At 72.2% G+C, this 21,861-nt stretch carries 18 protein-coding genes; 9 read left to right on the forward strand and 9 right to left on the reverse strand.

From position 1 onward, the window contains the following. Position 1: 1 nt before the first annotated feature. The 4 genes from AC1DW8_RS11010 to AC1DW8_RS11025 all read right to left on the reverse strand — a co-directional run bounded on the left by AC1DW8_RS11010 (position 2) and on the right by AC1DW8_RS11025 (position 7,755). Positions 2–505: a TIR domain-containing protein gene (locus AC1DW8_RS11010; RefSeq protein ID WP_478093959.1), complete on the reverse strand. Its 504-nt coding sequence runs from the start codon at positions 503–505 to the stop codon at positions 2–4. A gap of 761 nt (positions 506–1,266) precedes the next feature. Beyond that, complete coding sequence (locus AC1DW8_RS11015) at positions 1,267–1,779, reverse strand: hypothetical protein (RefSeq protein WP_478094065.1); 513 nt, start codon at positions 1,777–1,779, stop codon at positions 1,267–1,269. Between the two features lie 311 nt (positions 1,780–2,090). Beyond that, a complete protein-coding gene (locus AC1DW8_RS11020; RefSeq protein WP_478093961.1) occupies positions 2,091–4,286 on the reverse strand; it encodes a glycoside hydrolase family 3 N-terminal domain-containing protein in 2,196 nt (731 codons plus the stop codon). Position 4,287: 1 nt separating this feature from the next. Beyond that, positions 4,288–7,755, reverse strand: coding sequence for a GH36-type glycosyl hydrolase domain-containing protein (locus AC1DW8_RS11025; protein WP_478093963.1), 3,468 nt, complete (start codon positions 7,753–7,755; stop codon positions 4,288–4,290). A gap of 93 nt (positions 7,756–7,848) precedes the next feature. Between AC1DW8_RS11025 and AC1DW8_RS11030 the strand changes: the two genes are divergently transcribed. From AC1DW8_RS11030 to AC1DW8_RS11045, 4 genes are all read left to right on the forward strand, one after another. After that, positions 7,849–8,325 (forward strand): hypothetical protein, encoded by a 477-nt coding sequence (locus AC1DW8_RS11030; protein ID WP_478093975.1) that lies wholly within the window; start codon positions 7,849–7,851, stop codon positions 8,323–8,325. Positions 8,326–8,476: 151 nt separating this feature from the next. Then, positions 8,477–9,802 carry an ABC transporter substrate-binding protein gene (locus AC1DW8_RS11035; RefSeq protein ID WP_478093977.1) on the forward strand — a complete coding sequence of 442 codons (1,326 nt, stop codon included), beginning with the start codon at positions 8,477–8,479 and terminating at the stop codon, positions 9,800–9,802. A gap of 278 nt (positions 9,803–10,080) precedes the next feature. Then, positions 10,081–10,806: a carbohydrate ABC transporter permease gene (locus tag AC1DW8_RS11040; protein ID WP_082620056.1), complete on the forward strand. Its 726-nt coding sequence runs from the start codon at positions 10,081–10,083 to the stop codon at positions 10,804–10,806. After that, positions 10,806–11,657: a carbohydrate ABC transporter permease gene (locus AC1DW8_RS11045; RefSeq protein ID WP_478093979.1), complete on the forward strand. Its 852-nt coding sequence runs from the start codon at positions 10,806–10,808 to the stop codon at positions 11,655–11,657. The genes AC1DW8_RS11040 and AC1DW8_RS11045 overlap by 1 nt, the downstream gene beginning before the upstream one ends. Before the next feature lie 89 nt (positions 11,658–11,746). Here the strand turns inward: AC1DW8_RS11045 and AC1DW8_RS11050 are convergent, their stop codons facing one another. The 3 genes from AC1DW8_RS11050 to AC1DW8_RS11060 form a co-directional block, all read right to left on the reverse strand. After that, positions 11,747–12,079, reverse strand: a complete 333-nt coding sequence (locus AC1DW8_RS11050) for a cupin domain-containing protein (RefSeq protein WP_056780721.1) — start codon at positions 12,077–12,079, stop codon at positions 11,747–11,749. An 82-nt stretch (positions 12,080–12,161) separates the two neighbouring features. After that, the gene (locus AC1DW8_RS11055; RefSeq protein WP_478093981.1) at positions 12,162–12,563 is read right to left on the reverse strand and encodes a hypothetical protein; all 402 of its coding nucleotides are present in this window, start codon (positions 12,561–12,563) and stop codon (positions 12,162–12,164) included. 33 nt (positions 12,564–12,596) lie between these two features. Next, positions 12,597–13,718 (reverse strand): carbohydrate kinase family protein, encoded by a 1,122-nt coding sequence (locus tag AC1DW8_RS11060; protein WP_478093983.1) that lies wholly within the window; start codon positions 13,716–13,718, stop codon positions 12,597–12,599. Positions 13,719–13,860: 142 nt separating this feature from the next. On the opposite strand from AC1DW8_RS11060, the gene AC1DW8_RS11065 reads away from it, so the two are divergent. The 3 genes from AC1DW8_RS11065 to AC1DW8_RS11075 are packed head-to-tail and all read left to right on the forward strand — an operon-like array spanning position 13,861 to position 17,725. Beyond that, the gene (locus AC1DW8_RS11065; RefSeq protein WP_478093985.1) at positions 13,861–15,222 is read left to right on the forward strand and encodes a 6-phospho-beta-glucosidase; all 1,362 of its coding nucleotides are present in this window, start codon (positions 13,861–13,863) and stop codon (positions 15,220–15,222) included. 41 nt (positions 15,223–15,263) lie between these two features. Next, complete coding sequence (locus AC1DW8_RS11070) at positions 15,264–16,022, forward strand: LamB/YcsF family protein (protein ID WP_478093987.1); 759 nt, start codon at positions 15,264–15,266, stop codon at positions 16,020–16,022. Between the two features lie 2 nt (positions 16,023–16,024). Continuing rightward, complete coding sequence (locus tag AC1DW8_RS11075; RefSeq protein WP_478093989.1) at positions 16,025–17,725, forward strand: 5-oxoprolinase subunit B/C family protein; 1,701 nt, start codon at positions 16,025–16,027, stop codon at positions 17,723–17,725. Positions 17,726–17,729: 4 nt separating this feature from the next. On the opposite strand, the gene AC1DW8_RS11080 is transcribed toward AC1DW8_RS11075, so the two are convergent. After that, a complete protein-coding gene (locus AC1DW8_RS11080) occupies positions 17,730–18,878 on the reverse strand; it encodes a sensor histidine kinase (protein ID WP_056823569.1) in 1,149 nt (382 codons plus the stop codon). Continuing rightward, positions 18,878–19,549 carry a response regulator transcription factor gene (locus AC1DW8_RS11085; RefSeq protein ID WP_162263914.1) on the reverse strand — a complete coding sequence of 224 codons (672 nt, stop codon included), beginning with the start codon at positions 19,547–19,549 and terminating at the stop codon, positions 18,878–18,880. Before AC1DW8_RS11085 ends, AC1DW8_RS11080 begins: the two co-directional genes overlap by 1 nt. A gap of 555 nt (positions 19,550–20,104) precedes the next feature. On the opposite strand from AC1DW8_RS11085, the gene AC1DW8_RS11090 reads away from it, so the two are divergent. Then, entirely contained in the window at positions 20,105–20,530 is a 426-nt protein-coding gene (locus AC1DW8_RS11090) for a hypothetical protein (protein WP_478093992.1), read from the forward strand. 299 nt (positions 20,531–20,829) lie between these two features. Next, positions 20,830–21,786 (forward strand): lytic transglycosylase domain-containing protein, encoded by a 957-nt coding sequence (locus AC1DW8_RS11095; RefSeq protein ID WP_478093994.1) that lies wholly within the window; start codon positions 20,830–20,832, stop codon positions 21,784–21,786. Positions 21,787–21,861: the final 75 nt, after the last annotated feature.

The following is a 21,861-nucleotide window of genomic DNA, read 5'->3' on the forward strand; positions in this document are numbered from 1 at the left end:
ATCACAACCTGTCGTAGACGTCCTGCTTGTAGTAATGAGGTCCTGTCTTGTCGCTGCTTGCAAACTGGGGCGCGTAGTTGTCAAGCGCGAACTTGATGATTGCCGGGCTGAACGCAACAGACAAGGTGTAGTAGTCAGCATCCAGCAGGGGTGACGGGATCAGCGAGCGCTCGATGCTCTTGCTGCCGCCACTGTTCGCGATAACCACCGGGAGGGCGTACTCCATCATGACGTCGACCTCGTAAGCGAGGAACGAGTTGCCGTCACCACCCTTCCTCTTCGCCTCCGGTGTACCGATGAGGACGACCTGCTTGGCGTTGCTCATCCGCTGTCGAAGGTTCCGTTTGATCGTTTCGGGCTTGCTCGTGTCTCGCGACTCGTAGAGGTCGTGGGCGTCGAAGAAGTCGAAGTCGATCCTGTCGTTATCGCGCCACGCCTCCATGAGGCGGTACAGCTTGATGTTTTCGCTCGCGAAGGCCACATAGGTCTTGTTGCGGTAGCTCATGTTGGGTCCCCTGGTTTGGTCGGATGCGAGTGTGAGAGCGGGGAACCGATGGGGCGCCTCCCCGCCCGACCTTAACTGTGGGCAAACACCATCACGCAGGTGAATCGCCGTTTGCAGGCGCTAATCTTCGATCCGCGCGATGAGAGGGTCGATCTGAGGCAAGGCACCCTGCGAAGACAGCTCGGAGGGCCTCCCGAAGCCAACGACCCGTTTCGATGGCAGGCTGGAACTCGATGCCTGGGGCACGGCATTCTGGGCGGGATGGGCTCCGTTGCCGGCGTGTTTCTTGATGCGCTCGGCGCTAGTCGAAGACGACTCATTTTCAGCAGCAGAGCGGCCAGGGTGGGACTCCTTTGTCACCCTCCGGGCCGCCCTGTACGTGCTGGAGCTCAGGGACGGAGCGAGTGCTGCCGTGGGGCCAGTTCGACTGGGAGGCCGTCGGCGATGACTGTTGGTGCCGCAGTCCTCGTCGAGGCCTGGCCGGAAGTGCACCGTCCCGTCCGCGTCGGCGCCTGCGATCTCGGCCGACGCCCAGTCCTGACGCCGCCCTGCGACGTCGAGTCCGAGGGGCAGGATGTGCCCCGGCCGCGGAGGCACGTGGAGGGTGGTGCCGGCCGCGATGGGGGTGCCGTCGATGCCGACCGTCACCGTGGCCGGCGCGCCCGACGTGTTGAGGACGTGCAGGGCGCGCTGTCCGTCGTCCGTGCTCGTCGTCGTGCCGAAGACACCCGGCCACTGCGTCTCGAGGCGCAGCCCCGGAGTCACGCCGAGGCTGGACAACGCACGGTCGAAGAGCACCGGGTCCGACGGCATCTGAGCAGCGAGCACGATGGCGCGCCCTCGCCGAGCGGCACGTCGACGCCGCACACCGCGCCGTAGACGTCGCTCAGCACGACGTCGGTCAGCACGACGTCGCCACGCTCGTGCGACAGAGCCTGCACCCAGCCGGCCCGCATCTCGGGCAACGGCTGCGCCCACCCGTGCGCGACGAGCGACGGGTAGTAGTGGCCGGTGTCGCGCACCACCTCGCCCGCCGTGAGACCCAGCGCGTCCGCCAGCACCGTGCACGGCGACCCGTCGAGGTCCCGCTCGGGCAGCCGCCCGAGCAGTACGACGTTGCCAACGGTCGTCACACGGCCAACCAGCCGCTCCTGCACGACTCGCGACAGGTAGCGCCCAGTGCCGACGAGCACCGTCGACCCCGGCGCCGGGTCGCGCCGCTCGAGATGCGTTGCGCCAAAACGGAACCCACCGAGCAGGAGCGACCGCGTCAGCGCCTTGCGCTCGCCCCGCGCCGCGGTGCGACGTCACGTCGTCGACGACCTCCGTCATGAGCTCAGACCCGGGGTGGTGGTACCCCGCCATGTACGTGTCGAGCACGAGTCCCAGCGACACGTCGTCGTGGTCCTCGTCCATCCGGGCGAGCGACGGCTCGTGTAGGAGGCGACGGTGTCGCAGCCGGCCTGGACGAGCAGGTCGAGAGGCTGGCCTCACTCGGCGCGCGCGACGCGGAAGTAGTGCACCTCCCCCGACATGACGATGACGGGCTCGCCGTCGATGCGGATCTGGCGCTGGACGGTCTCGATCATGAGGAGGCCTTCGGGGACGTGATGGTCACGGACACGGGCTGGAGGCGGGCCGCGTCGGGCCCGGTGAGCAGGACGATCTCGCCCTCGTCGACGCGCGTCGTGAAATCACGGCCTGCGTATGCCGTTTGCTCGGCCTGCACGTCGAAGGTGACCTCGCGCGCCTGGCCGGGCTCGAGGTCGACGAGCGCCCAGTCGGTCAGCTCGACGAGCGGGCGGGTCACCTGGGCGACGGGGTCGCGGAAGTAGAGCTGGACCACCTCGCGGCACGGGCGATCGCCGGTGTTGGTCACCGTGACGGTGAGGGTCGTGGACCCGTCGGTCGTCATCGTCGGCGACGACAGGGCGGGCGCGCCGTAGTCGACGGTCGTGTAGGACAGGCCGAAGCCGAAGGGCAGCCGCGGGTAGGTGAGGGCGTCGATGTAGCGGCCCTGCTGGTAGTCGACGTCGGCGCGGATGAGGCGCCCCGTCGGGCGCTGGTGGGTGCTCGTCGGGATGTGGCCCGTCGACAGCGGGAAGGTCATCGGCAGCCGGCCGTGCGGCTCGACGTCGCCGAGCAGGATGTCGGCCAGTGCGGTGCCGGCCTCGACACCGGGGTGCCAGACGACGAGCACCGCGTCGGCGAGGTCGAGCAGCTCGGTGAGGTCGAGCGGGCGGCCGGTGTAGACCACGGCGACGAGCGGCTTGCCGAACGCCGCGACGGCGCGCACGAGCTCGAGCTGCCCCGGTGGCAGGCCGATGTCGACGACGGACTGCGCCTCACCCGAGCGGGACCGGTGCTCGCCGAGGAGCAGCACCGACGTGTCGGCGGCCCTCGCCTGCATCAGGGTCACGTCGGGGAAGCGGCCGTCGGCCACGGTGACGCGGTCGCCGAGGCGCTCGCGGATAGCGGTCTCAGGGGTGACGACCTCCTCGCCGCGACCGTCGAGGACCCACGTGCCGAGCAGCGCGTCGCCGTCGTCGACGAAGGGCCCCGACAGCAGGACCTTCCCGGCCCCCTCGCCGAGCGGCAGGACGCCGTCGTTCTTGACGAGGACGTGCGCGGCGTGGGCTGCGCGCCGCGCGACGGCCCGGGTCGAGGGAGTCGGGGCGTTCGACGCACCCGGCCGGGCGGCATACGGACGCTCGAAGAGCCCGAGACGGAACTTGAGGCGCAGCACGCGGCGGACCGCGTCGTCGACGAGCGTGAGGTCGACCTCGCCGGACTCGACGAGCTCCTCGAGGTGCTCGAGGTAGGCGCCGCTCACCATGTCGAGGTCGACGCCGGCCCGGATCGCGAGGGCCGCGGCCTCGCGCTTGTCGGCGGCGACGCCCTGGAAGACGATCTGGCCGATGCCGTTCCAGTCCGCGACGACGACGCCGTCGAAGCCCCACTCGCCCTTGAGGACCTCGCGGACGAGGTGCTCGTGGGCATGCATCGGGATGCCGTCGACGTCGTTGAAGGCGGCCATGACGGTGAGGACGCCGGCATCGACGGCCGAGCGGAAAGGCCGTAGGTGCAGGTTGCGCAGGGTGTTCTCGCCGACGCTGACCGTGTCGTAGTCACGGCCACCGGCGGCGAGGCCGTAGCCGGCGAAGTGCTTGGCGCACGCGGCGAGGCGGTCGGGGTCGCTCGGGTCGTCGCCCTGGAAGCCCCGGATCAAGCCGGCCGCCAGACGGCCGGAGAGCACCGGCGTCTCGCCGAGCGACTCGGCGACCCGGCCCCAGCGCGGCTCCTCCGAGATGTCGACCATCGGCGTGAAGGTCCACGCCACCCCGTCGACGGCCGCCTCGCGGGCGGCGATCTCGCCGATCTCCTCGGCGACGTCGGGGTCGAAGGACGCCGCGATCCCGAGCGGGATCGGCGCCACGGTGCGGTGCCCGTGGATGACGTCGCGGCCGAAGAGCAGCGGGATGCCGAGACGGCTGCCCTCGACGGCGTGCCGCTGGGCGGCGTCGATGTTGCCGACGAGGACGCCCTCGTCGCGCTCGTTGCCGGCGGTCGCACCCGAGGCGTAGAGGCTCGAGCTGATCCGGCCCGACGCGATCTCGTCGGCGTCGTCGTCTGGGTTGATGTTGGCGACCTGGTGGGTCTGGCCGACCTTCTCGGCCAGGGTCATCTTGGCCATGAGGAGGTCGATACGCTCCTCGATGGGCAGGGTGGCATCGAGCCACGGCCGCTGAGGCGTGGGCGGCATGGCGGTGACGTCGGTCATGTCAGTGGGTCTCTACGAGGATCTCGCTGGTCGGGGCTGTGGCGTCGGTGGCCTCGGCAGTCCGGGCAGCCTGGGCAGTCTGGAGCCCGAGCAGGTCCGCGGTCCGGACGGCCGCACCCGCCCGCCGGTAGGGGTTGGTCAGCGGTCGCAGGCTCAGTTCGCGCCCGTTCACGGTGACCCGGCGGATGCCGTGCCCCTCGGGCCCGACGACGTAGCGGACCGTGAGGTCGGTGCCGGCCAGCGGCAGCCGCGCGGTCAGCTCGGAGGCGCCTGCGCCGGCGTCGCCGCTCGGCGGCAGCACCGGGTCGATCTCGACGTCGTCGCCGCGCTGGCGGATGCCGAGGAGCACCTCGGTGACGAGCCGCAGCACGAGCCCGGGACCGGACGAGTAGACGCGCCACCCGCCCTCGAGGGGCACGTCGCCGGCCATGAGCGCGGCATACCGCTCCGACGCGTCGTATCGGTCGGTGAAGACGCCGTCGGACGAGGAGTAGTAGCACGTCGTCTGGCGCGGGCGCGCCTGCGGCACGAGCGAGTCCAGCCCCACCGGGCTCGCCTTGGCGAGAGCCGTGAGCAGGGCTGCGCCGTCACCGACGCGCGCCAGCGCCTCGGCGTAGCGCAGGTGGGCGTGCATGTACATGAGCCCGATCTCGCGACCCCAGAAGGTGCTCGCCTCGGCCCGCTGGAAGACGGCCATCGGCCCACCGACGTAGCTGACCGGCCGGTCGAAGAGGCGCGCCCCGTCGGGTCCGAGGAGGAGCTCCTCGATGAGGTCGAGGTGGTGGCGGGCCTGCTCCGGCGTCAGCAGGTCGGCGCCGATCGCGTGGATCCACGGCAGCACGCCGTAGTGCAGCCCGGTGCGCTCGTCGCTCGGGTGGACGAGCGGCTCGAAGTGCCCGTCCTCGTGCTGCAGCAGGTAGCCGGGCAGCACCGGGTCGGCCGCGAGCTGGTCGAGGAGGGCGTCGTGGGTGCGCTCGGCGAGCTCGTCGGCGTCGGCGGCCAGGGCCGAGGCGCCGTCGGGCGCACCGACCGCGTGCAGCCCCTCGGCGAGGGTGCGCAGCGACTGCGTCTGGAGCACCGCCGTCCACGTGGACACGAGGTGGGCTGCGAGGTGCGGGTCGGCTGGCTGGAGCGAGTCGTTCCAGTCGCCGTGGCCGTATGCCGGCAGCGGGCTCCCGGGGACCGTGCACTCCGCGATCCGCGCGACCGCACGACGCAGGTGCTCGGCCACGCTGGCCGGCTCGCCGAGCGCGTCGTCGCCGACGAAGGCGACCGCCTCGTCGAGCAGGCTCGCGTCACCGGTCGTGCGCAGGTAGTCACCGGCCGCGAGGACGGGCCAGAAGACGACGTCGCCGTGCGAGTCCTGCTGGCCCGTCTCGGGCAGCGGCGGGAGGAACTCGAAGGCCTGCGGCCAGTCGCCGCGGGCGTTCTGGGCGCGGAAGACGCGCAGCAGCACGTCGCGGACGGCGTCCTGTCGCCCGAGCGCCGTGAGCAGCCCGACCGGACCCTGGCACACGTCGCGGGTGCCCCACGCACCGCCCGAGAACTGCTCGAGCCCGCGCGGCGAGAGGTAGTGGACGAAGGCGTTGTGCGTGAACCACGGCAGCGCCGCCGAGAGGTTCGCGGCCTGGGAGCCGGCCTCGCCGAGCGACGACCCGTCGAGGGTCACGGCGTGGCCGGCCTTGTCCCAGAAGGCTGCCCCGAGGTGCTCACCCGTGGGCACGACCTCGCCGGCCGCGGCCTCACCGGCGTCCGGGGAGGAGCGGACGACGACCTCGAGCTGCTCGCTCGCGTCGAAGAGCACGGTGAGCCAGCCCGGTCCGCGGCCGACGCCGTCGGCTTGGAGCCGGGCGTCGCCGACCTCCGGGTCGCCGGGCCCGGTCCACGAGACGCGCCACGGCCGTGGGTCGTTCGCCGTCGTGACGTCGAGGTGGTCGTCGGCCGTCGCCACCGACGGGGCGTCGGACAGGTCGTCGGCGACCTGCAGCGCGAGCAGCACCCTTCGCGGGGCTGCGCCGTGCTGCCCGACCGAGAGCGTCAGGGCGTGCTCGTCGGCAGGCGCGCTCGAGGTCACGGTGAGCACGGGACCCGACGCGGCGGCATACCACCACGTGCAGTGGTCGAGGCCGGTGAACCACGCGCTCGGGGTCTCGAGGAGGCTCCACGTGCCGTCGGCGTCCTCGACGAAGAGGCGCATGCCGTGGGCGCGCTGGAGGCCGAGGTAGGTGCGGCGGCCCGTCACGACCGGGTCGCGGCCGACGTGGCCGCGGGTGATCTGCGAGTGGAAAGTGCCGGCCATCCACACCGTCGACGCGAGCGAGCGCGAGTCGGGCGTGAAGGTGTCACCGGTGCGGAGCAGGTGGCCGTGCGGGCGCAGGACCGCGAGCTCCTTGGCGGGGGTGACGAGCTGCCCGCCGCGGACGGTCCACGCGAGCTCGGTGCCGTCGTCGGCCGTCTCGACGTCGGTGCGGTGCTCGAGCAGGCCGGCGTCGGCGAGCTCGGCGCGGTCGAGTGCCCGTGACGCGAAGGCTGGGCTGGACGACCACAGCGTCGCCGGCGTCGCGGCACTTTCGGCGCCGTCGAGGGCCTGGCCGTGGGCGCCGTCGCCCGCCGGCGCCCACGGGGTCGGGGTGGCCGCGATCGCGACGTCGGCCCAGCGGGCGTCGGCGTCGGACGTGGCCTCGGGGTGGTCCTCGAGGGCGACGCCCCAGAAGCCGGTGCGGTGGGTGTCGGCGGGTGCGATCTCGACCGGGGCGTCCTGCAGGGCGATGAGCGAGTGCTCGTGCTGGAGGCGCGCGCTCGGCAGGTCGACGGCCTCGAGCCCGGCCCAGTCGACACCGTGGCCGGTGCGGCGGACGAGCTGGAGGGCGTCCGTCGCCCAGCCGGTGCCGGTGCCGGTCGTCCCGACCATGAGCCACGGGACGCGCTCACCGGGCATGTTCTGGCGAACGGCGACCGCGGTGCCGTGGCCGTCCGTCGCGACGGGGGTGAGGTCGAGGTACTGGCTGACGTAGTACTCGTTGATCCGGACGTTGCCGAGGGGTGCCAGGGCGGGGTCGTGGGTCAGCACCGCGTCGGCGGTGACGGACTCGCCCGTCGTGTTCGTGAGCTCGAGGTCCCAGTGCCACGTCGGCGTCTCGGGTGACCCGTCGCCGAGCGTGAGGACGAGGCGGTAGTCGATGCCTTCGTGGCGGCCGGTGACGACGACGGCGCCGTCGACCGAGGTGACGACCGAGCCGCTGCCGGGACCCAGCAGGGCCCGACGACGGATGCCGTCCGGCCGGTGCACGCGTAGGTGGACGTTCGTCAGACCCGCCTCTGCGACGGTCGCGGGGTGCAGCAGCAGGCTGGTGCCGAAGGCCTCGAGACGGCGCAGGGCGCCGTGGGCGAGGACCTCGGCGGACAGCCCGGAGCTGCCCACCAGGGTGAGGACCGTGGGGGCGGTCAGGACGGCGTTGTCGTCGAGCACGGTTCCTGTCTACCAGCGGTGGACTCCACGACCTCACGGGCGGGGCGGTCGTACGCTGGAGGTGCCCCGAGCGCGTGAGAGGCGGTGGCGGTCGTGTCGCAGTGGCGTGAGCAGTGGTCGGAGCAGGAGTGGTTCACCCTCCGGCTCGCCCCCGTGTGGGTGCTGAGCGCCCTGGCCGGCCGCATCCGGTTCGACGAGGACGAGCGCGGCGCCTTCTGGGACGCCGTGACCGACGCGGCCCTGCGCAGCGAGGGTCCCGGGCGCGAGCTGCTCGGCACCGCCGCAGCCGAGCGCCTCTGGCTCTTCGACGAGTTCGAGCTCGACGGCCGACCGGTCGTCTCGGGCCTGCTCTCCGTGAGCCGGCTGCTCGAACGCATGGACACCGACACGCGGACCGACGTCCGGTCGAGCATCCTGCGCGTCGGTGCGGGCGTGGCCCTGGCCCGCGGCCACTTCGGCCGCCGCATGACGCTCGAGGACGAGCAGACCCTGCTCCTCGTCGAGCAGCTGCTCCAGACGGCCCCCGAGACCCTGAGCGACAACCCGCTCAACTCCCCGGCCACCATCTGAGCCGCGCTGACCTCCGGGGGTGGCCCATCCGGCATACGCGGAGGTATCGGGCATACGATCGCCGGGTGGGCGAGGTCGAGCAGACTGGCCGAGCGCCCGCCGTCGTGAACGGTGCCCGCACACCCGGGCAGGAAGGACGCAGGGGAACCCTATGTCTGACAAGCAGATCGGTCGCGAGATCAGCCAGGCCCTCGGGGCCAACCTCACCCGGCGCTCGCTCTTCGCGCTCGGCGGTGCCGCTGCGGTCACGGGTGCGCTCGCCGCGTGCGGCAGCAACACGGGACGCGAGCCGGCAGCCACCGGTGGCGCGACCGGGGGCGGCAGCGGGACCACGCTCAACCAGTGGTACCACCAGTACGGCGAGGCCGGCACGCAGCAGGCCGTCGAGAAGTACGCCGCCGCCTACAAGGACGCCACGGTCAAGGTCAGCTGGAAGCCCGGCGACTACGACCAGTCCACCGCGGCCTCGCTGCTCACCGACGCCGGGCCCGACGTCTTCGAGTACGGCAACGGCCCGACCATCGACATGATCAAGGGCGGCCAGGTCGTCGACCTCACCGACCTCATCGGCGACACGAAGTCCGACTTCAACCCGAGCATCCTCGAGCGGATGACCTACGACGGCAAGACGTATGCCATCCCGCAGGTCGTCGACATGCAGCTGCTCGTCTATCGCAAGTCGATGCTCGACAAGGCCGGCATCACGCCGCCCCAGACCATCGACGAGCTCATCGACGCGGCGAAGAAGCTGACGCAGGGCAACGTCAAGGGCCTCTTCCTCGGCAACGACGGCGGTGCCGGCCTCATGGGTGGCCCGATGCTGTGGTCGGCCGGGCTCGACTACCTCACCAAGGACAACCAGTTCGGCTTCGACGACCCGCGAGCCGCGACCGCGCTCGGCAAGCTTCGCGAGATGTGGGACGCCAAGGTGCTGCTCCTCGGGGCGCCCAAGGACTGGTTCGACCCGTCGGCGCTCACCGCTGGGCTCACGGCCATGCAGTTCACCGGCCTGTGGACCTTTCCCGACCTCAAGAAGGGCCTCGGCGACGACTTCGGCGTCATGGCGTGGCCCGCGCTCGACGGCCAGGGCAAGGCGTCGGTCCCCGTCGGCGCCTACGGCTCGTGCGTCAGCGCCAAGAGCAAGGACGTCGAGGCCGCCAAGAAGTTCGCCAAGTGGCTGTGGATCGACCAGACCGCCTACCAGCTCGACTTCGCGACGGCCTACGGCTTCCACATCCCGTCGCGCACGAGCCTCATCGGCCAGGCCTCGACGCTCACGAGCGGGCAGGCGGCCGAGGCGGCCAAGCTCGCCACCGACGTCGGCCACGCGCAGAGCCCGATCCTGTGGACGCCCAAGTGCGCCACGGCCTTCGGTGACGCGATGAACCGCATCGTCAAGGAGGGCGCCGACCCGGCCGGCGAGATCGCCAAGGTCAAGACCGTGGCCGACGCCGAGCTGAAGCGGGTCCTCGCCTGACAGCGCAGGCCGACCCGGCGGCATACGACAGCGCCGCGCAGCGGAAGGCAGCCGACCGGGCGACGCCGCCCCCCACCGCGGGGAGGCCGTCGCTCGGTCGCCGCCTGCGCGGGCGCCAGGACCGCAACCTGTGGTTCTGGGTCTTCGTCGGGCCGTTCGTCATCGGGCTGATCGTCTTCGTCTACGTCCCGATCGCCTGGTCGATCTACCTGTCGTTCTTCGAGTCCTACAACACCGTCACGCCCACGAAGTTCGTCGGCGTCGGCAACTACCTCGACATGCTCCGCGACCCGGCCTTCCGCAGCAGCCTCGTCACGTTCCTCGCCTTCGCCGTCTTCATCGTGCCGACGACCTTCGTCATCTCCCTCGGGGCGGCGCTGCTCGTCGCGCGCACCCGGGTCATGCAGTCGTTCTTCCGGTCGGTCTTCTTCCTGCCGACCGCGTGCTCCTACGTCGTTGCCGCGCTCGTCTGGAAGATGTCGATCTTCAGCGGCATCCGCTCGGGCCTGGCCAACGCGGTGCTCGGCTGGTTCGGCGCCGACTCGATCCCGTGGCTCAGCCTCGCCGACCCGCCGTGGTACTGGCTCGTCATCGTCACGGCGCGGCTCTGGCTGCAGGTCGGCTTCTACATGATCCTCTTCCTCGCCGGCATCCAGCGGATCAGCCCGACGCTCTACGAGGCTGCTGCGATCGACGGCGCCGAGGGGTGGAAGGTCTTCCGGCACATCACCCTGCCGCAGCTGCGCGCGACGTCGACGGCGGTGCTGCTGCTCCTGCTCATCAACGCGTTCCAGGCGTTCGACGAGTTCTACAACATCCTGTCGACGTTCGGCACTTACCCGCCGTACGCCCGGCCGCCGCTCGTCTACCTCTACTACACGGCGCTCGGCTCGGGCCAGGACTTCGGCCACGGGTCGGCGGGAGCCGTCATCCTCACCCTCATCATCGCGATCGTCGCCGTGGTGCAGGGCCGCATCCTCCGACTCGGCGACAGGGGCGACTGATGGCGATCGTCCGGAGCAAGCGGCAGTCCCGGATCACGGGGTGGGCCCGCTACAGCGCCCTCGTCGCGGCGGCGCTGCTCTTCCTCGTCCCCTTCTACCTGCTCGTGCGCAGCGCGTTCATGCGCGAGCAGGACCTCGGGTCGCCCGACTTCCACTGGCTCCCGCCGGTCTGGGAGACCTCCAACCTCACCGGCCTCTTCGACAACCCGGCGATCCCGATGGCGCGCAGCCTGCTCAACTCGGGCCTCATCGCGGTGACCCAGACGATCGGGGTGCTCGTCGTCTCGGGTCTCGCCGGCTACGGTCTCGCGCGCATCCCCTACCGCTGGTCCAACGCCGTCTTCTACACGATCACTGCCACGCTGCTCATCCCGGCGGCCGTGACCTTCGTGCCGAGCTTCGTCCTCGTGTCGACGCTCGGGTGGATCTCGACGCTGCGCGGCCTCATCATCCCCGGGCTCTTCCAGGCGCTCGCGACGTTCCTCTTCCGGCAGTTCTTCCTCGGCTTCCCCAAGGAGGTCGAGGAGGCCGCCTTCATCGACGGGCTCGGCTACTGGGGCACCTTCTGGAAGATCGTCGTCCCCAACTCGTTCGGCTTCGTCGCGGCCATCGGCACCATCACCTTCATCGGCTCGTGGAACGCCTTCCTCTGGCCGCTCGTCATCGGCCGCGACCAGGAGTCGTGGACGGTGCAGATCGCGTTGTCGACCTTCCTCACGGCGCAGTCGGTGCAGGTGAGCCAGCTCTTCATGGCCGCGCTCGTCGCGATCGTGCCGCTGCTGCTGATGTTCCTCTTCCTCCAGCGCTGGATCGTCGAGGGCGTCGAGCGCACCGGCATCGGCGGCGACTGACTGGCGGTGGATCGCCGGCGTGTGCTGCCGGTGATCCACCGCGAACCGCCGCGTGACGGCCACCCACCGCGTGGGCCGTGCAGCCCGGGTCAGGGCAGCTTGGCGACGGTGAGGAGCACGGCAGAGTCCTCGAGTGCCTCGAGCGAGTGGCGCGCCTGCGGGACGACGAGCAGGTCACCCGGCGCGCCCTCCCAGGCCGCGTCGGCGGTGCTGATGCGCACCCGTCCGCGCAACACCTGCACCGTCGCCTCGCCGGGGTTCTCGTGCTCGGTCATCGACCGACCTGCCGCCAGCGCGACGACGGTCTGGCGCAGCACGTGCTCGTGGCCGCCGTAGACCGTGTCGGCGCCGCGACCGCTCGAGGTCGTCCTGGCGTGCTCGAGCAGCTCCCGGGCGAGGGCGGTCAACGACGACTTCTCCATCCACTCACCATGGCACCCCGGGGCCCGGTCGTCGATGGTGCCGTCGCCCTGATGGCGTATGCCGGGTGGCGCGGTCTCCGGGTCAGCGAAGGCGCCGCAGGTGGTCGGGTGCCGGCATCCGGCGCACCTCCACGCTCCAGAAGCGGACGACGAGCGGGTAGGCCGGCACGAGCGTGACCCGGTGCTCGAAGCCGCCGTCGGGGGTGGGCACGACCTCGGACCGCTCGACCTCGGCGGCGGCCGCGACGGCACGGTCGAGGTCGCGGCGGTTGGTGTGGAGCACGACGGCGCCGACGTAGGTGATGCTGGCGAGCTCGTGGCCCCGGCCGGTGTCACCGACGAGCAGGGTCCACGTGAAGGAGTCGCCGGCGATCGACCAGTGCTGCACCTGCGCCGCACGCAGGTCGAGGGCCGCGAGGTCGCCGACGTCAACGGGCAGCTCTGCGGGGAGCTCGGCGGGGAGCTCGGCGGGCAGGTCGGTCACGTCACCATCGTGCCGTGTCGCAGCGGACGACGGTCAGTCGAGGTCCTGCACGTCGGCCCGCTTGGCGATCGTCGCAGTCGCGCGACGGCACGCCGTGACCGGGACGCGCGGCACGATCTCGTCGAGGAAGCCGAACCGGCGCCGGAGCGAGCGGTGGTAGGCGTCGCCGCTCGTGTCGGAGACGAGGGCCGTCCACCAGTCGGCGAGGTCGCCCCAGCCGGGTGCCGCGAGGGAGCCGCCGTACTGCTGGAGCGCGAGGCCCGCGCAGAGGCTCGCGAAGGTCATCCGCTGCTCGAGCGGCCACTCCGCGAGCGTGCCGACGAGCAGGGCGGCCCCGAAGACGTCGCCGGCGCCGGTCGGGTCGACCTCCTGCACCCGCAGCGACGGGACCTGGGACTCCTCGCCCGTGCGGGCGTCGATGCCGAGCGCGCCGTTGGCGCCGTCGGTGACGATGGCGACGGGCACGCGGTCGGCGAGGGCGTAGACGGCCTCGACGGGCGACCGGGTGCCCGTGTAGGCCATCGCCTCGACGGCGTTGGGCATGAAGACGTCACAGCGCTCGAGCCGGTCGAGCACGTGCGGGGACCACTCCTCCTTGGGGTCCCAGCCGACGTCGGCGAAGACGAGCGCTCCGTCGTCGCGCGCCCGGTCGACCCAGGTCCGGCCGCTCGCGCCGAAGACCTCGTCCTCGCCGAGGTCGACCATGACCGCGCGAGACCGCGGGGGCGTCCCGATGAGCTCGGCGGCGGCGACGGGGGACGGGTGACCGTGGGAGACCATGCTGCGGTCGCGGTCGACCGACATCGAGACGGTGACGGGGCTGTGCCAGTCGGCGAAGCGGCGGCTCCGGGCGAGGTCGATGCCCTCCTGCTCCTCGAGGGTGCGCCAGCAGAAGTCGCCGTAGTCGTCGTCGCTGAAGGCGGCCGCGAGACCCGTGCGCAGGCCGAGGCGACGGGTGGCGACGGCGAGGTTGGCGATGCCGCCGGGGCACGAGGCGAGCCCCTCGGCCCACACCTCGGTGCCCGGCTTCGGCGCGCTCGGCAGCCCCGCGAAGATCATGTCGAGGAAGACGGTGCCCCAGACGAACACGTCGAGAGCCGGCTCGTCGGCGGTGCGACGAGACGCGAGCGGGTCGAACGTGTGGTGGGGCGGCACGCCCCCATGATCCCGCACTGCCGTCCGCGACTCGCCGGGTTTTCCCACGGTCGTATGCCGTGTCGGCGCAGTTCGTCCCCATGTCGCCCACGTCGAGTGGCCCCGTCGTCACACCTTGGTACGGTCCGAGGGTGGTGCTGCCATGAAGCTGGTCATCCTCGGCGGGGGCGGGTTCCGCGTGCCGCTCGTCCACGGCGCGCTGCTGCGCGACACCGCGGACCGGCGCGTCACCGAGGTCGTCCTGCACGACACGGACGGCGCGCGGCTCGACGTCATGCGACGGGTGCTCGTCGCCCAGGCCGCCCGGGACGCCGGCGCGGCGACCGCACCGCCGACGGTCACGGCGACGACCGACCTCGACACGGCGCTCGCGGGTGCCGACTTCGTCTTCTCCGCGATGCGGGTCGGAGGTCTCGAGGGCCGCACCGCCGACGAGCGGATCGCGCTCGACCTCGGCCTCCTCGGACAGGAGACGACCGGCCCCGGGGGTGTCGGCTACGGCCTGCGCACCGTGCCGGTGGCGCTCGACGTCGCCGAACGCGTACGCCGTCTGGTGCCCGACGCGTGGGTCATCAACTTCACCAACCCGGCCGGGCTCGTGACCCAGGCGATGCAGTCGGTGCTCGGTGCGCGGGTCGTCGGCATCTGCGACTCCCCGTTGGGCCTCGCCAAGCGCGCGGCCGGGGCCCTCGGCCACGATCTCGACGACCTCGAGATCGACTACGCCGGGCTCAACCACCTCGGCTGGCTCGCCGGGCTGCGCCACGACGGCCGCGACCTGCTCCCCGACCTCCTCGCGGACGACGTCGCCCTCGGAGCCATCGAGGAGGGCCAGCTCTTCGGCACCGAGTGGCTGAGGACGCTCGGTGCCCTGCCGAACGAGTACCTCTTCTACTACTACTTCACCCGTGACGCGATCGCCCAGATCACCGGAGCGCCGCAGACGCGCGGGGAGTACCTCGTCGGTCAGCAGGCCGACTTCTACGCCCGGGTGACCGCCGAGCCCGAGCAGGCTTGGCAGCGTTGGGACTCCGTGCGACGCGACCGCAACGCGACCTACATGCAGGAGACCCGCGAGAGCGACGACGGGCACACGCAAGAGCGGGCCGAGGCCGACGTCGAGGGAGGCGGCTACGAGGGCGTGGCGCTCGCGCTCATGGCCGCGATCGCGCGCGACGAGCCGGCGCGCCTCATCCTCAACGTCCGCAACGGCGGCGCCGTCGTGGGGCTCCCGGACGACGCCGTCGTCGAGGTGCCGTGCCGGGTCGACGCGGCCGGGCCGGTCCCCGTCACCGTGAGCCCGCTCCCCGGCCACGCGCTGGGGCTCGTGCAGCAGGTCAAGTCCGTCGACGAGCTCGTCATCCGGGCCGCCGTCGAGCAGTCGAGATCCCTTGCGGTGCAAGCCTTTGCGCTTCACCCGCTCGTCGACTCGGTCACCGTCGCGCGCGAGCTGCTGACGGCATACTCGGCACGCCTGCCCGAGCACTACGCAGGCCTGCGGTGAACGCCGCGGCGGAGCCGGCCGGCGTGCGGGAGGATCGGGTCGTGCGACTCGACCTCAACGCCGACGTCGGGGAGTCCTACGGCGCCTGGACCCTCGGCGACGACGCCGCCGTGCTCGACGTCGTGACGAGCGCCAACGTCGCGTGCGGCTTCCACGCCGGCGACCCGCTCACCCTCCGCACGACCTGCCGGTATGCCGCCGAGCGGGGTGTCGTCGTCGGCGCGCAGGTGGCCTACCGCGACCTCGTCGGCTTCGGGCGCCGCTTCATGGACGTCCCTCCGGACGAGCTGACCGCCGACATCATCTACCAGCTCGGCGCCCTCTCCGCGATCGCCCAGGTCGAGGGCACCGACGTCGCCTACGTGAAGCCGCACGGCGCCCTCTACAACGCGGTCGTCCACCACGAGGCGCAGGCCCGGGCGCTCGTCGACGCCGTCGTGGCCGTCGACACGTCGCTGCCCGTCCTCGGCCTGCCCGGCAGCCTCGTGCTCGAGCTCGCGACGGACGCGGGGCTGCGCGCCGTCACCGAGGCCTTCGCCGACCGCGGGTACACCCCCGACGGGCGCCTCGTCCCGCGGACCGAGCCCGGAGCCTTGCTCCACGACCCGGGGGAGGTGGCCGCCCGCGTCGTCCGGCTCGCGCAGGAGGGCCTCGTGACCGCCGTCGACGGCGCCGATGTCGAGGTGCGGGCCGAGTCGGTGTGCATCCACGGCGACACCCCCGGCGCGGTGGCGATGGCGCGGGCCGTGCACGCTGCGCTCGAGCAGTCCGGCGTCGAGATCCGCCCCTTCGCAGGCTGAGCGTGGAGGCCCGGCTGCTGCCGATGGGCGGCGCAGCCCTGCTCGTCGAGGTGGCCGACACCGATGCCGCGCTCGCCCTGCGTGCCCACCTGGCACCGATGGTCGAGCGTGCCGCAGGTGTCTGGGAGGCCGTCGACCACCTCGTGGCCGGGGCGCGCACCGTCCTCGTCGTGCTCCGGGACCCCGGGCGGCGGTCGGACGTCGGGCTGGCGTGCCTCGACGAGGCGACCCGCCTGACCGTGGCGGTCGCCCCGCCGACCGACGCGGCTGAGGTCGTGGTCGAGGTGCCGGTGCGCTACGGCGGGCCCGACCTCGACGAGGTCGCCCACCTCATCGGACTGACCCGCGACGAGGTCGTCCGCGCCCACACGGGCACGACGTGGCGGGTCGGGTTCGGGGGCTTCGCGCCCGGCTTCGCCTATCTCGTCGACGGCGACCCGCGCCTGCACGTGCCGCGTCGCGGCGAGCCACGCACACGTGTCCCAGCCGGATCCGTCGCTCTCGCAGGCGATTTCAGTGGCATCTACCCCCAGGACTCCCCCGGCGGGTGGCAGCTCATCGGCACGACCGACGCCGTGCTGTGGGACGTCGACCGCGACCCGCCCGCGCTGCTCGCGCCGGGCACGTCGGTCCGTTTCGTCGACGCCGACCAGACCTCCTCGAGTGGCCCCGTGACCCCGGCCGTCCCACCCGTCACGGGGAGGGGTGGGACGACGGGGCCACTCGACTCCGGGGGGTCTCGGGTGGGTGGGGCTCAGGGGACGACGGGGCCATTCGACTCTGGGGGGTCTCGGGTGGGTGGGGACATCGGGCGGCGGGGGCTCGAGGTGCTGGCCACCGGGCCGCTCACCCTCGTCGAGGACCTCGGCCGCCCGGGTCTCGCCGACGCGGGGGTGGGCCGTTCCGGGGCGGCCGACCCGACGGCATACCTCCTCGGTCTGCGGCTCGTCGGGCACCTGCTCGCCCCCCACGAGGCGAGCGGGCCGGCGCCTGCGTCCCTCGAGGTCACCCTCGGCGGGCTCTCGGTGCGCGCCCATGGTGACCTGCTCGTCGCGCTCACCGGCGCGCCCTGCCCCGCTGACGTCGACGGACGGCCGGTCCCGCACGGCGCCCCCGTCGCGCTGGTCGACGGGGCCGTGCTCACCCTCGGGGTGCCCGCTGCCGGCCTGCGCACGTGGCTCGCGGTGCGTGGCGGCGTCACGGTCGCGCCGGTGCTGGGCTCACGCGCGACCGACACCCTGGCACGCGTGGGTCCGCCGCTGCCTGGCGCCGGTGACCTGCTCCCGATCGGGCCGCCACCAGCCACGTTCCCCGTCGTCGAGGTGGCACCGCAACCGAGCCTCACCGACGGCGAGGTGGTGCTCGACGTCGTGCCCGGCCCGCGTGCCGGCTGGTGCGACCTCACCGGCGTCGACGAGACCTCGTGGGCGGTCTCATCGCGCAGCAACCGCGTAGGAATCCGCCTGGAGGGCAACGCGATCCAGCGATTGCACGCGTATGCCGACCGCGAGCTCCCGAGCGAGGGGATGGTCCCCGGGGCGGTGCAGGTGCCACTCGGTGGCGAGCCCGTCGTCTTCCTCGCCGACCATCCGGTGACCGGCGGCTACCCCGTCGTCGCCGTGCTCACCTCACGAGCCATCGCGCTCGCCGCGCAGCTGCGCCCCGGCCAGCGGGTGCGGCTGCGGTGGTCGCGCGGGGACTGAACCCTCAGGCGCTGCGTGCCCCGGTCCCGGTGTCCGGCTCGCGCCGCACTGCGGAGCGCCAGAACGACACCTGGTCGGCGGCCTCCGGGGCGATGACCGTTGTCGGGCGCGCGACGGGCAGGGCGGGCACCGCGGGACGCACCGGGAGGATCATCGCGACGTCCGCACCGCCCCACGCGGAGACCCCGAGCTGGACCCACCCGCCGCGTCGCGTCGCGACGTCGCGCACGAGGGACAGGCCGAGCCCGGTCTGGGAGAGGTCGTCGCGCACGCCGTCGAGCACGCTGCTCGGGAGGTCCTGACCGGCGGCCGAGCGCAGCATGTCGGTGGTGAAGCCGCGGCCGGAGTCGGCGACCCCGATAGCGATGGCGCCGCGCATCGGGCGGGCGTAGAGGAGGACGGTGTCGTCGTCGTGCGCGGTGTAGCGCAAGGCGTTCTCGATGAGGGTGTCGAGGCAGGCCCGCAGCCGCTCGCTCGAGCACTGGAGCGTGAGCGCCGACGACTCGACCTTCCAGCTTCGCTGGGCGACGGCCGACCACCGCTCGGCCGTCTGGTGGAGCACCGAGTCGAGCTCGACCTCGGTGACCTCGAGGTCGGAGCCGACGCGCATGCTCCGCACGAGCCGCTCGCACACGCGGGTGAGCCGCGCCAGCTCCTCGTCGACGACCTGGAGGTCGGCGTGGTCCTCCCCGGGTGGCGTGCGGTCCATGAGCATCTCGAGGTAACCGCGGGAGATCATGAGTGGCGACCGCATCTCGTGCGACGTGCGCAGCGTGAGCAGCTCACGCATCGTCGAGTCTGCGCGCTCCCGGGCCGCGTTGACCGTGAGATCCGAGAGCGCCTGCTGACGACGGCGCACGTGCCAGATCATGAGCGCCATGAGCAACAGCATGAGCGGGATCTCGGTGGTCTCCTGCCACTCGAGGACGTCGGTCATGACGCGGTAGACGAGGATCGCGCCGGTCACGAAGGTGAAGACGCCGAGGCCGACCCACGTGGACCGCGGGCTCCACTGCTCGAGGCCGAAGCAGAGCGCGAAGGCCGCCCAGGCGATGTGGTACGGCACGGTCTCGCTGCCCGGCAGCGCGATCATCGCGGCCGAGCAGAGCGCCGCGATGACACTCCAGACGAGGACCATCCGGTGCCGTCCCATCAGGCGTCCTCGTAGAGCCCGTACCCGACGCCGCGCAGCGTCTCGACCGGGATGTCCTGGCCGAGCTTGGCGCGGAGCCTGCCGACGCACACCTCGACGACGTTGCTGCCCGGGTCGAAGTCGAGGTGCCAGACGTCGTGGAGCAGCTCCTCCTTGTGGCACACCTGGCCGGCGCGCCGCATGAGGTGTGCGAGCAGGCTCAGCTCGCGCTCGGTGAGGGCGGCGCTGCGCGCCCTGAACGTCGCCCGGCGGCGCCCGACGTCGAGGCGTATGCCGGCCACCTCGAGGAAGCCGTCGTCGGCGGGAGCGCGCGCCGCCCCGACGTTGCGTCGGACGCGAGCCATGAGCTCGGTCAGGCTGAACGGCTTGGACACGACGTCGACGGCCCCGCGGTCGAGCGCCTCCACCCGGGCTCCCACGTCGGTGACGCCCGACAGCACGATCACCGGCGTCGTCTGCTTGCGCTCCTTGATCGCGTTGAGCACGGCCATGCCGTTGAGCCCGGGCATCACGAGGTCGAGCACGACGAGATCGACGTCCCTCGACGCGAGCCGGTCTATCGCGGCGTTGGCCGAGGCAGCGGTCACCACCGAGTGTCCTTGGGACGACAACGACTTCGCCAGCAACGTGCGTACGCGTTCCTCGTCGTCGACCACCATGACAGTTGCCATGAAAGTCCCCCCTCCCCGATCTGTCGCCAAGTATGGATCCGAGCGTGTGACGGCGGAGTGGGAAAGGTCACAGAGCTGGGAAATCCGTGGTCGAGACCCGCATCTATCAGCTCAAATCGGGCGCAGACATGACAGGTTTATGACGCTGCGCTGGCAACGACATGACAGTTCCCTGAGACGACGCCAACCCCGTCGATGACAGTTGTCTGAGCCGTCGACCCATCTCGGCAGCGCGCCCTGATGGCGCGTGCGACGTTCGTGGATGACGGGCTCGCACCGAGCCCTGCAGAGCATCATGTCGTCGGTTGCCACGCACGCCTCGGCATCACAGCCAGCGGGCACGGCCCGCATCGACTCGTTCGTCTCGACCCGGAGCAGCATCCCCTGATCCGCTCCTACCTCGTGCCGGGGTCACCTGCCCGTTGCCCCGGCCGGCAGCATCGGAGGGCAGTGCGAATGAGCACCACCACAGCAGTTTCGCCGGTTCGGCCGGCCGGTCCGTCAGGTCCCTACGCCCCCTCCACCCGGACGGGTCGGGAGGGCCGGGCCAGATCCGTGCTTGCCGTCCTCGCCGTCCTCGTCGTCGCGGTCCTCGGTCTCCTCGGGGCCCGTGCGCTGCGGGGCGGCGACGACCCGGGGCGACCGGTCCCGCACTCGGCCGCCATGGAGACGGCCCTCGGCGTCCGCTTGTCGCGGGTCGCGGTCGTCGGCGACGGGGGGCTCGTCACCGTCAGCTACGTCGTCCTCGACGTCGACAAGGCGAGCCGCTTCCAGGCCGACGTCAAGCACCCGCCGGTGCTGCGCAGCGAGGCGCGCGACGGCTCGACCAACCGCGTCTCGGTCATGCGAAACGGGCACACCACCCACGCGGGCGCAACGTACTACTTCGTCTACGAGAACATCGGGGGCGCGCTCCGCGCCGGTGAGGAGGTCACGATCGAGCACGGCGGCCTGCGCCTCGAGCACGTCCCGGTGCTCTGATGCCGCCGCGGCCGGCTCCAGCACCGGGTCGTACGCGCGCGGTCGCCGAGCGCGGGGCCGCCCCGCCCGCGGCGTCCGCCGTCCCCGGCAGCACCGACGCGGCTCAGGACGAGACCGGCACTGTCACCCCACGATCCGCCGCGAGTCGGTGACGGCCGTGGAGCCCTCCCGTCGCGACGAGTCGGGCCGGAGGGCAGGATGGCCCGTGGTCCTGTGGGACTCGGCGTTCGTTGCCGCAGTCGAGGATTTCGCGCTGTACTGGTGAGTGGGCGGCCACGCGCCCGAGGAAGGACACGGACATGTCAGGGGCGACCAGGCGACGACTGACCGCGGCACGAGCCCTGGCCGCCTCCGTCGTCGTGGCGACGGCCCTGGTCGGGTCCGCAGCGCGGGCCGTGGCCGACACCGCGCCGGCCGTGCCGACCCCGACCCCGGCGCCCTTGCTCTCACCGCTGGTCCCGGGAAGCGCTGCGGCCACGGCCAGCAGTGATGGCTCGACGCCACCGGCGCCGCCGCTCTTCGAGAGCGGGTTCGGCTCTGTCGCAGGCGATCTCGTGCTGCCCGTCTTCGACGAGATCCGCGTCGCGGCTGCGGCCCTCGCGCAGGAGGCGCCTCCGGTCGTCGCCGCGACCCTCGAGCCGGGGGGCGGGTCGAGCGCCAACCCCACACCGTGGCGACCCAAGGCGGTCATCAAGATCCCCGTCGTCGTCACCGTGCCGCCCAAGGGCACCACGCGGCCGACCGCACGCACCAAGGACGAGATCATCTGGGCGGCATACGCCTCCGCCGCGGAGCGGCAGCGTGCCTGCCACATCCCCGTCATGCTGCTCGCCGCCATCGGCGAGGTGGAGTCGTCCTCGCTCCGTGGCCGGACGCTCGACGCGTCGCACGACGCCGTCCCGCCGGTCCGGGGTCCGGCGCTCTCGGGTGGCTCCTTCTCGGCGATCCGCGACACCGACGGGGGCCGCTACGACGGCGACCCGGTCTGGGACCGCGCCGTCGGCCCGATGCAGTTCATCCCCGGCACGTGGCGCATCTGGGGCGCTGACGGCAACGGCGACGGCGTCAAGGACCCGCAGAACATCGAGGACGCGGCGCTCGCGGCCGCGAACTACCTCTGCGCCGGTGGCCGCGACCTCTCGCGCCCGGCCGACCTCACGGCGGCGGTGCTCTCCTACAACCACTCGCAGGCGTATCTCTCGACCGTGGTCGGCATCGTCCAGGCCGTCGACTCCGGCCAGCTCGCCGGCCCCTGACCGCGCCACCCCTCCAACCGTCGAAAGGCCGCGAACCGGGACCCGGTCCGTGGCCTTTCGACGGTTGACAGGCCG

It is taken from the genome of Terrabacter sp. P2_E3 (assembly GCF_056403915.1).

Bases quoted from the DNA above. Each gene is read 5' to 3' on its own strand.
- AC1DW8_RS11045 (WP_478093979.1), top strand. From the start codon at position 10,806: ATGGCGATCGTCCGGAGCAAGCGGCAGTCCCGGATCACGGGGTGGGCC.
- AC1DW8_RS11085 (WP_162263914.1), bottom strand. From the start codon at position 19,549: ATGGCAACTGTCATGGTGGTCGACGACGAGGAACGCGTACGCACGTTG.
- AC1DW8_RS11080 (WP_056823569.1), bottom strand. From the start codon at position 18,878: ATGGGACGGCACCGGATGGTCCTCGTCTGGAGTGTCATCGCGGCGCTC.
- AC1DW8_RS11010 (WP_478093959.1), bottom strand. From the start codon at position 505: ATGAGCTACCGCAACAAGACCTATGTGGCCTTCGCGAGCGAAAACATC.
- AC1DW8_RS11095 (WP_478093994.1), top strand. From the start codon at position 20,830: ATGTCAGGGGCGACCAGGCGACGACTGACCGCGGCACGAGCCCTGGCC.
- AC1DW8_RS11020 (WP_478093961.1), bottom strand. From the start codon at position 4,286: ATGACCGACGTCACCGCCATGCCGCCCACGCCTCAGCGGCCGTGGCTC.
- AC1DW8_RS11050 (WP_056780721.1), bottom strand. From the start codon at position 12,079: ATGGAGAAGTCGTCGTTGACCGCCCTCGCCCGGGAGCTGCTCGAGCAC.
- AC1DW8_RS11040 (WP_082620056.1), top strand. From the start codon at position 10,081: ATGCTCCGCGACCCGGCCTTCCGCAGCAGCCTCGTCACGTTCCTCGCC.
- AC1DW8_RS11065 (WP_478093985.1), top strand. From the start codon at position 13,861: ATGAAGCTGGTCATCCTCGGCGGGGGCGGGTTCCGCGTGCCGCTCGTC.
- AC1DW8_RS11035 (WP_478093977.1), top strand. From the start codon at position 8,477: ATGTCTGACAAGCAGATCGGTCGCGAGATCAGCCAGGCCCTCGGGGCC.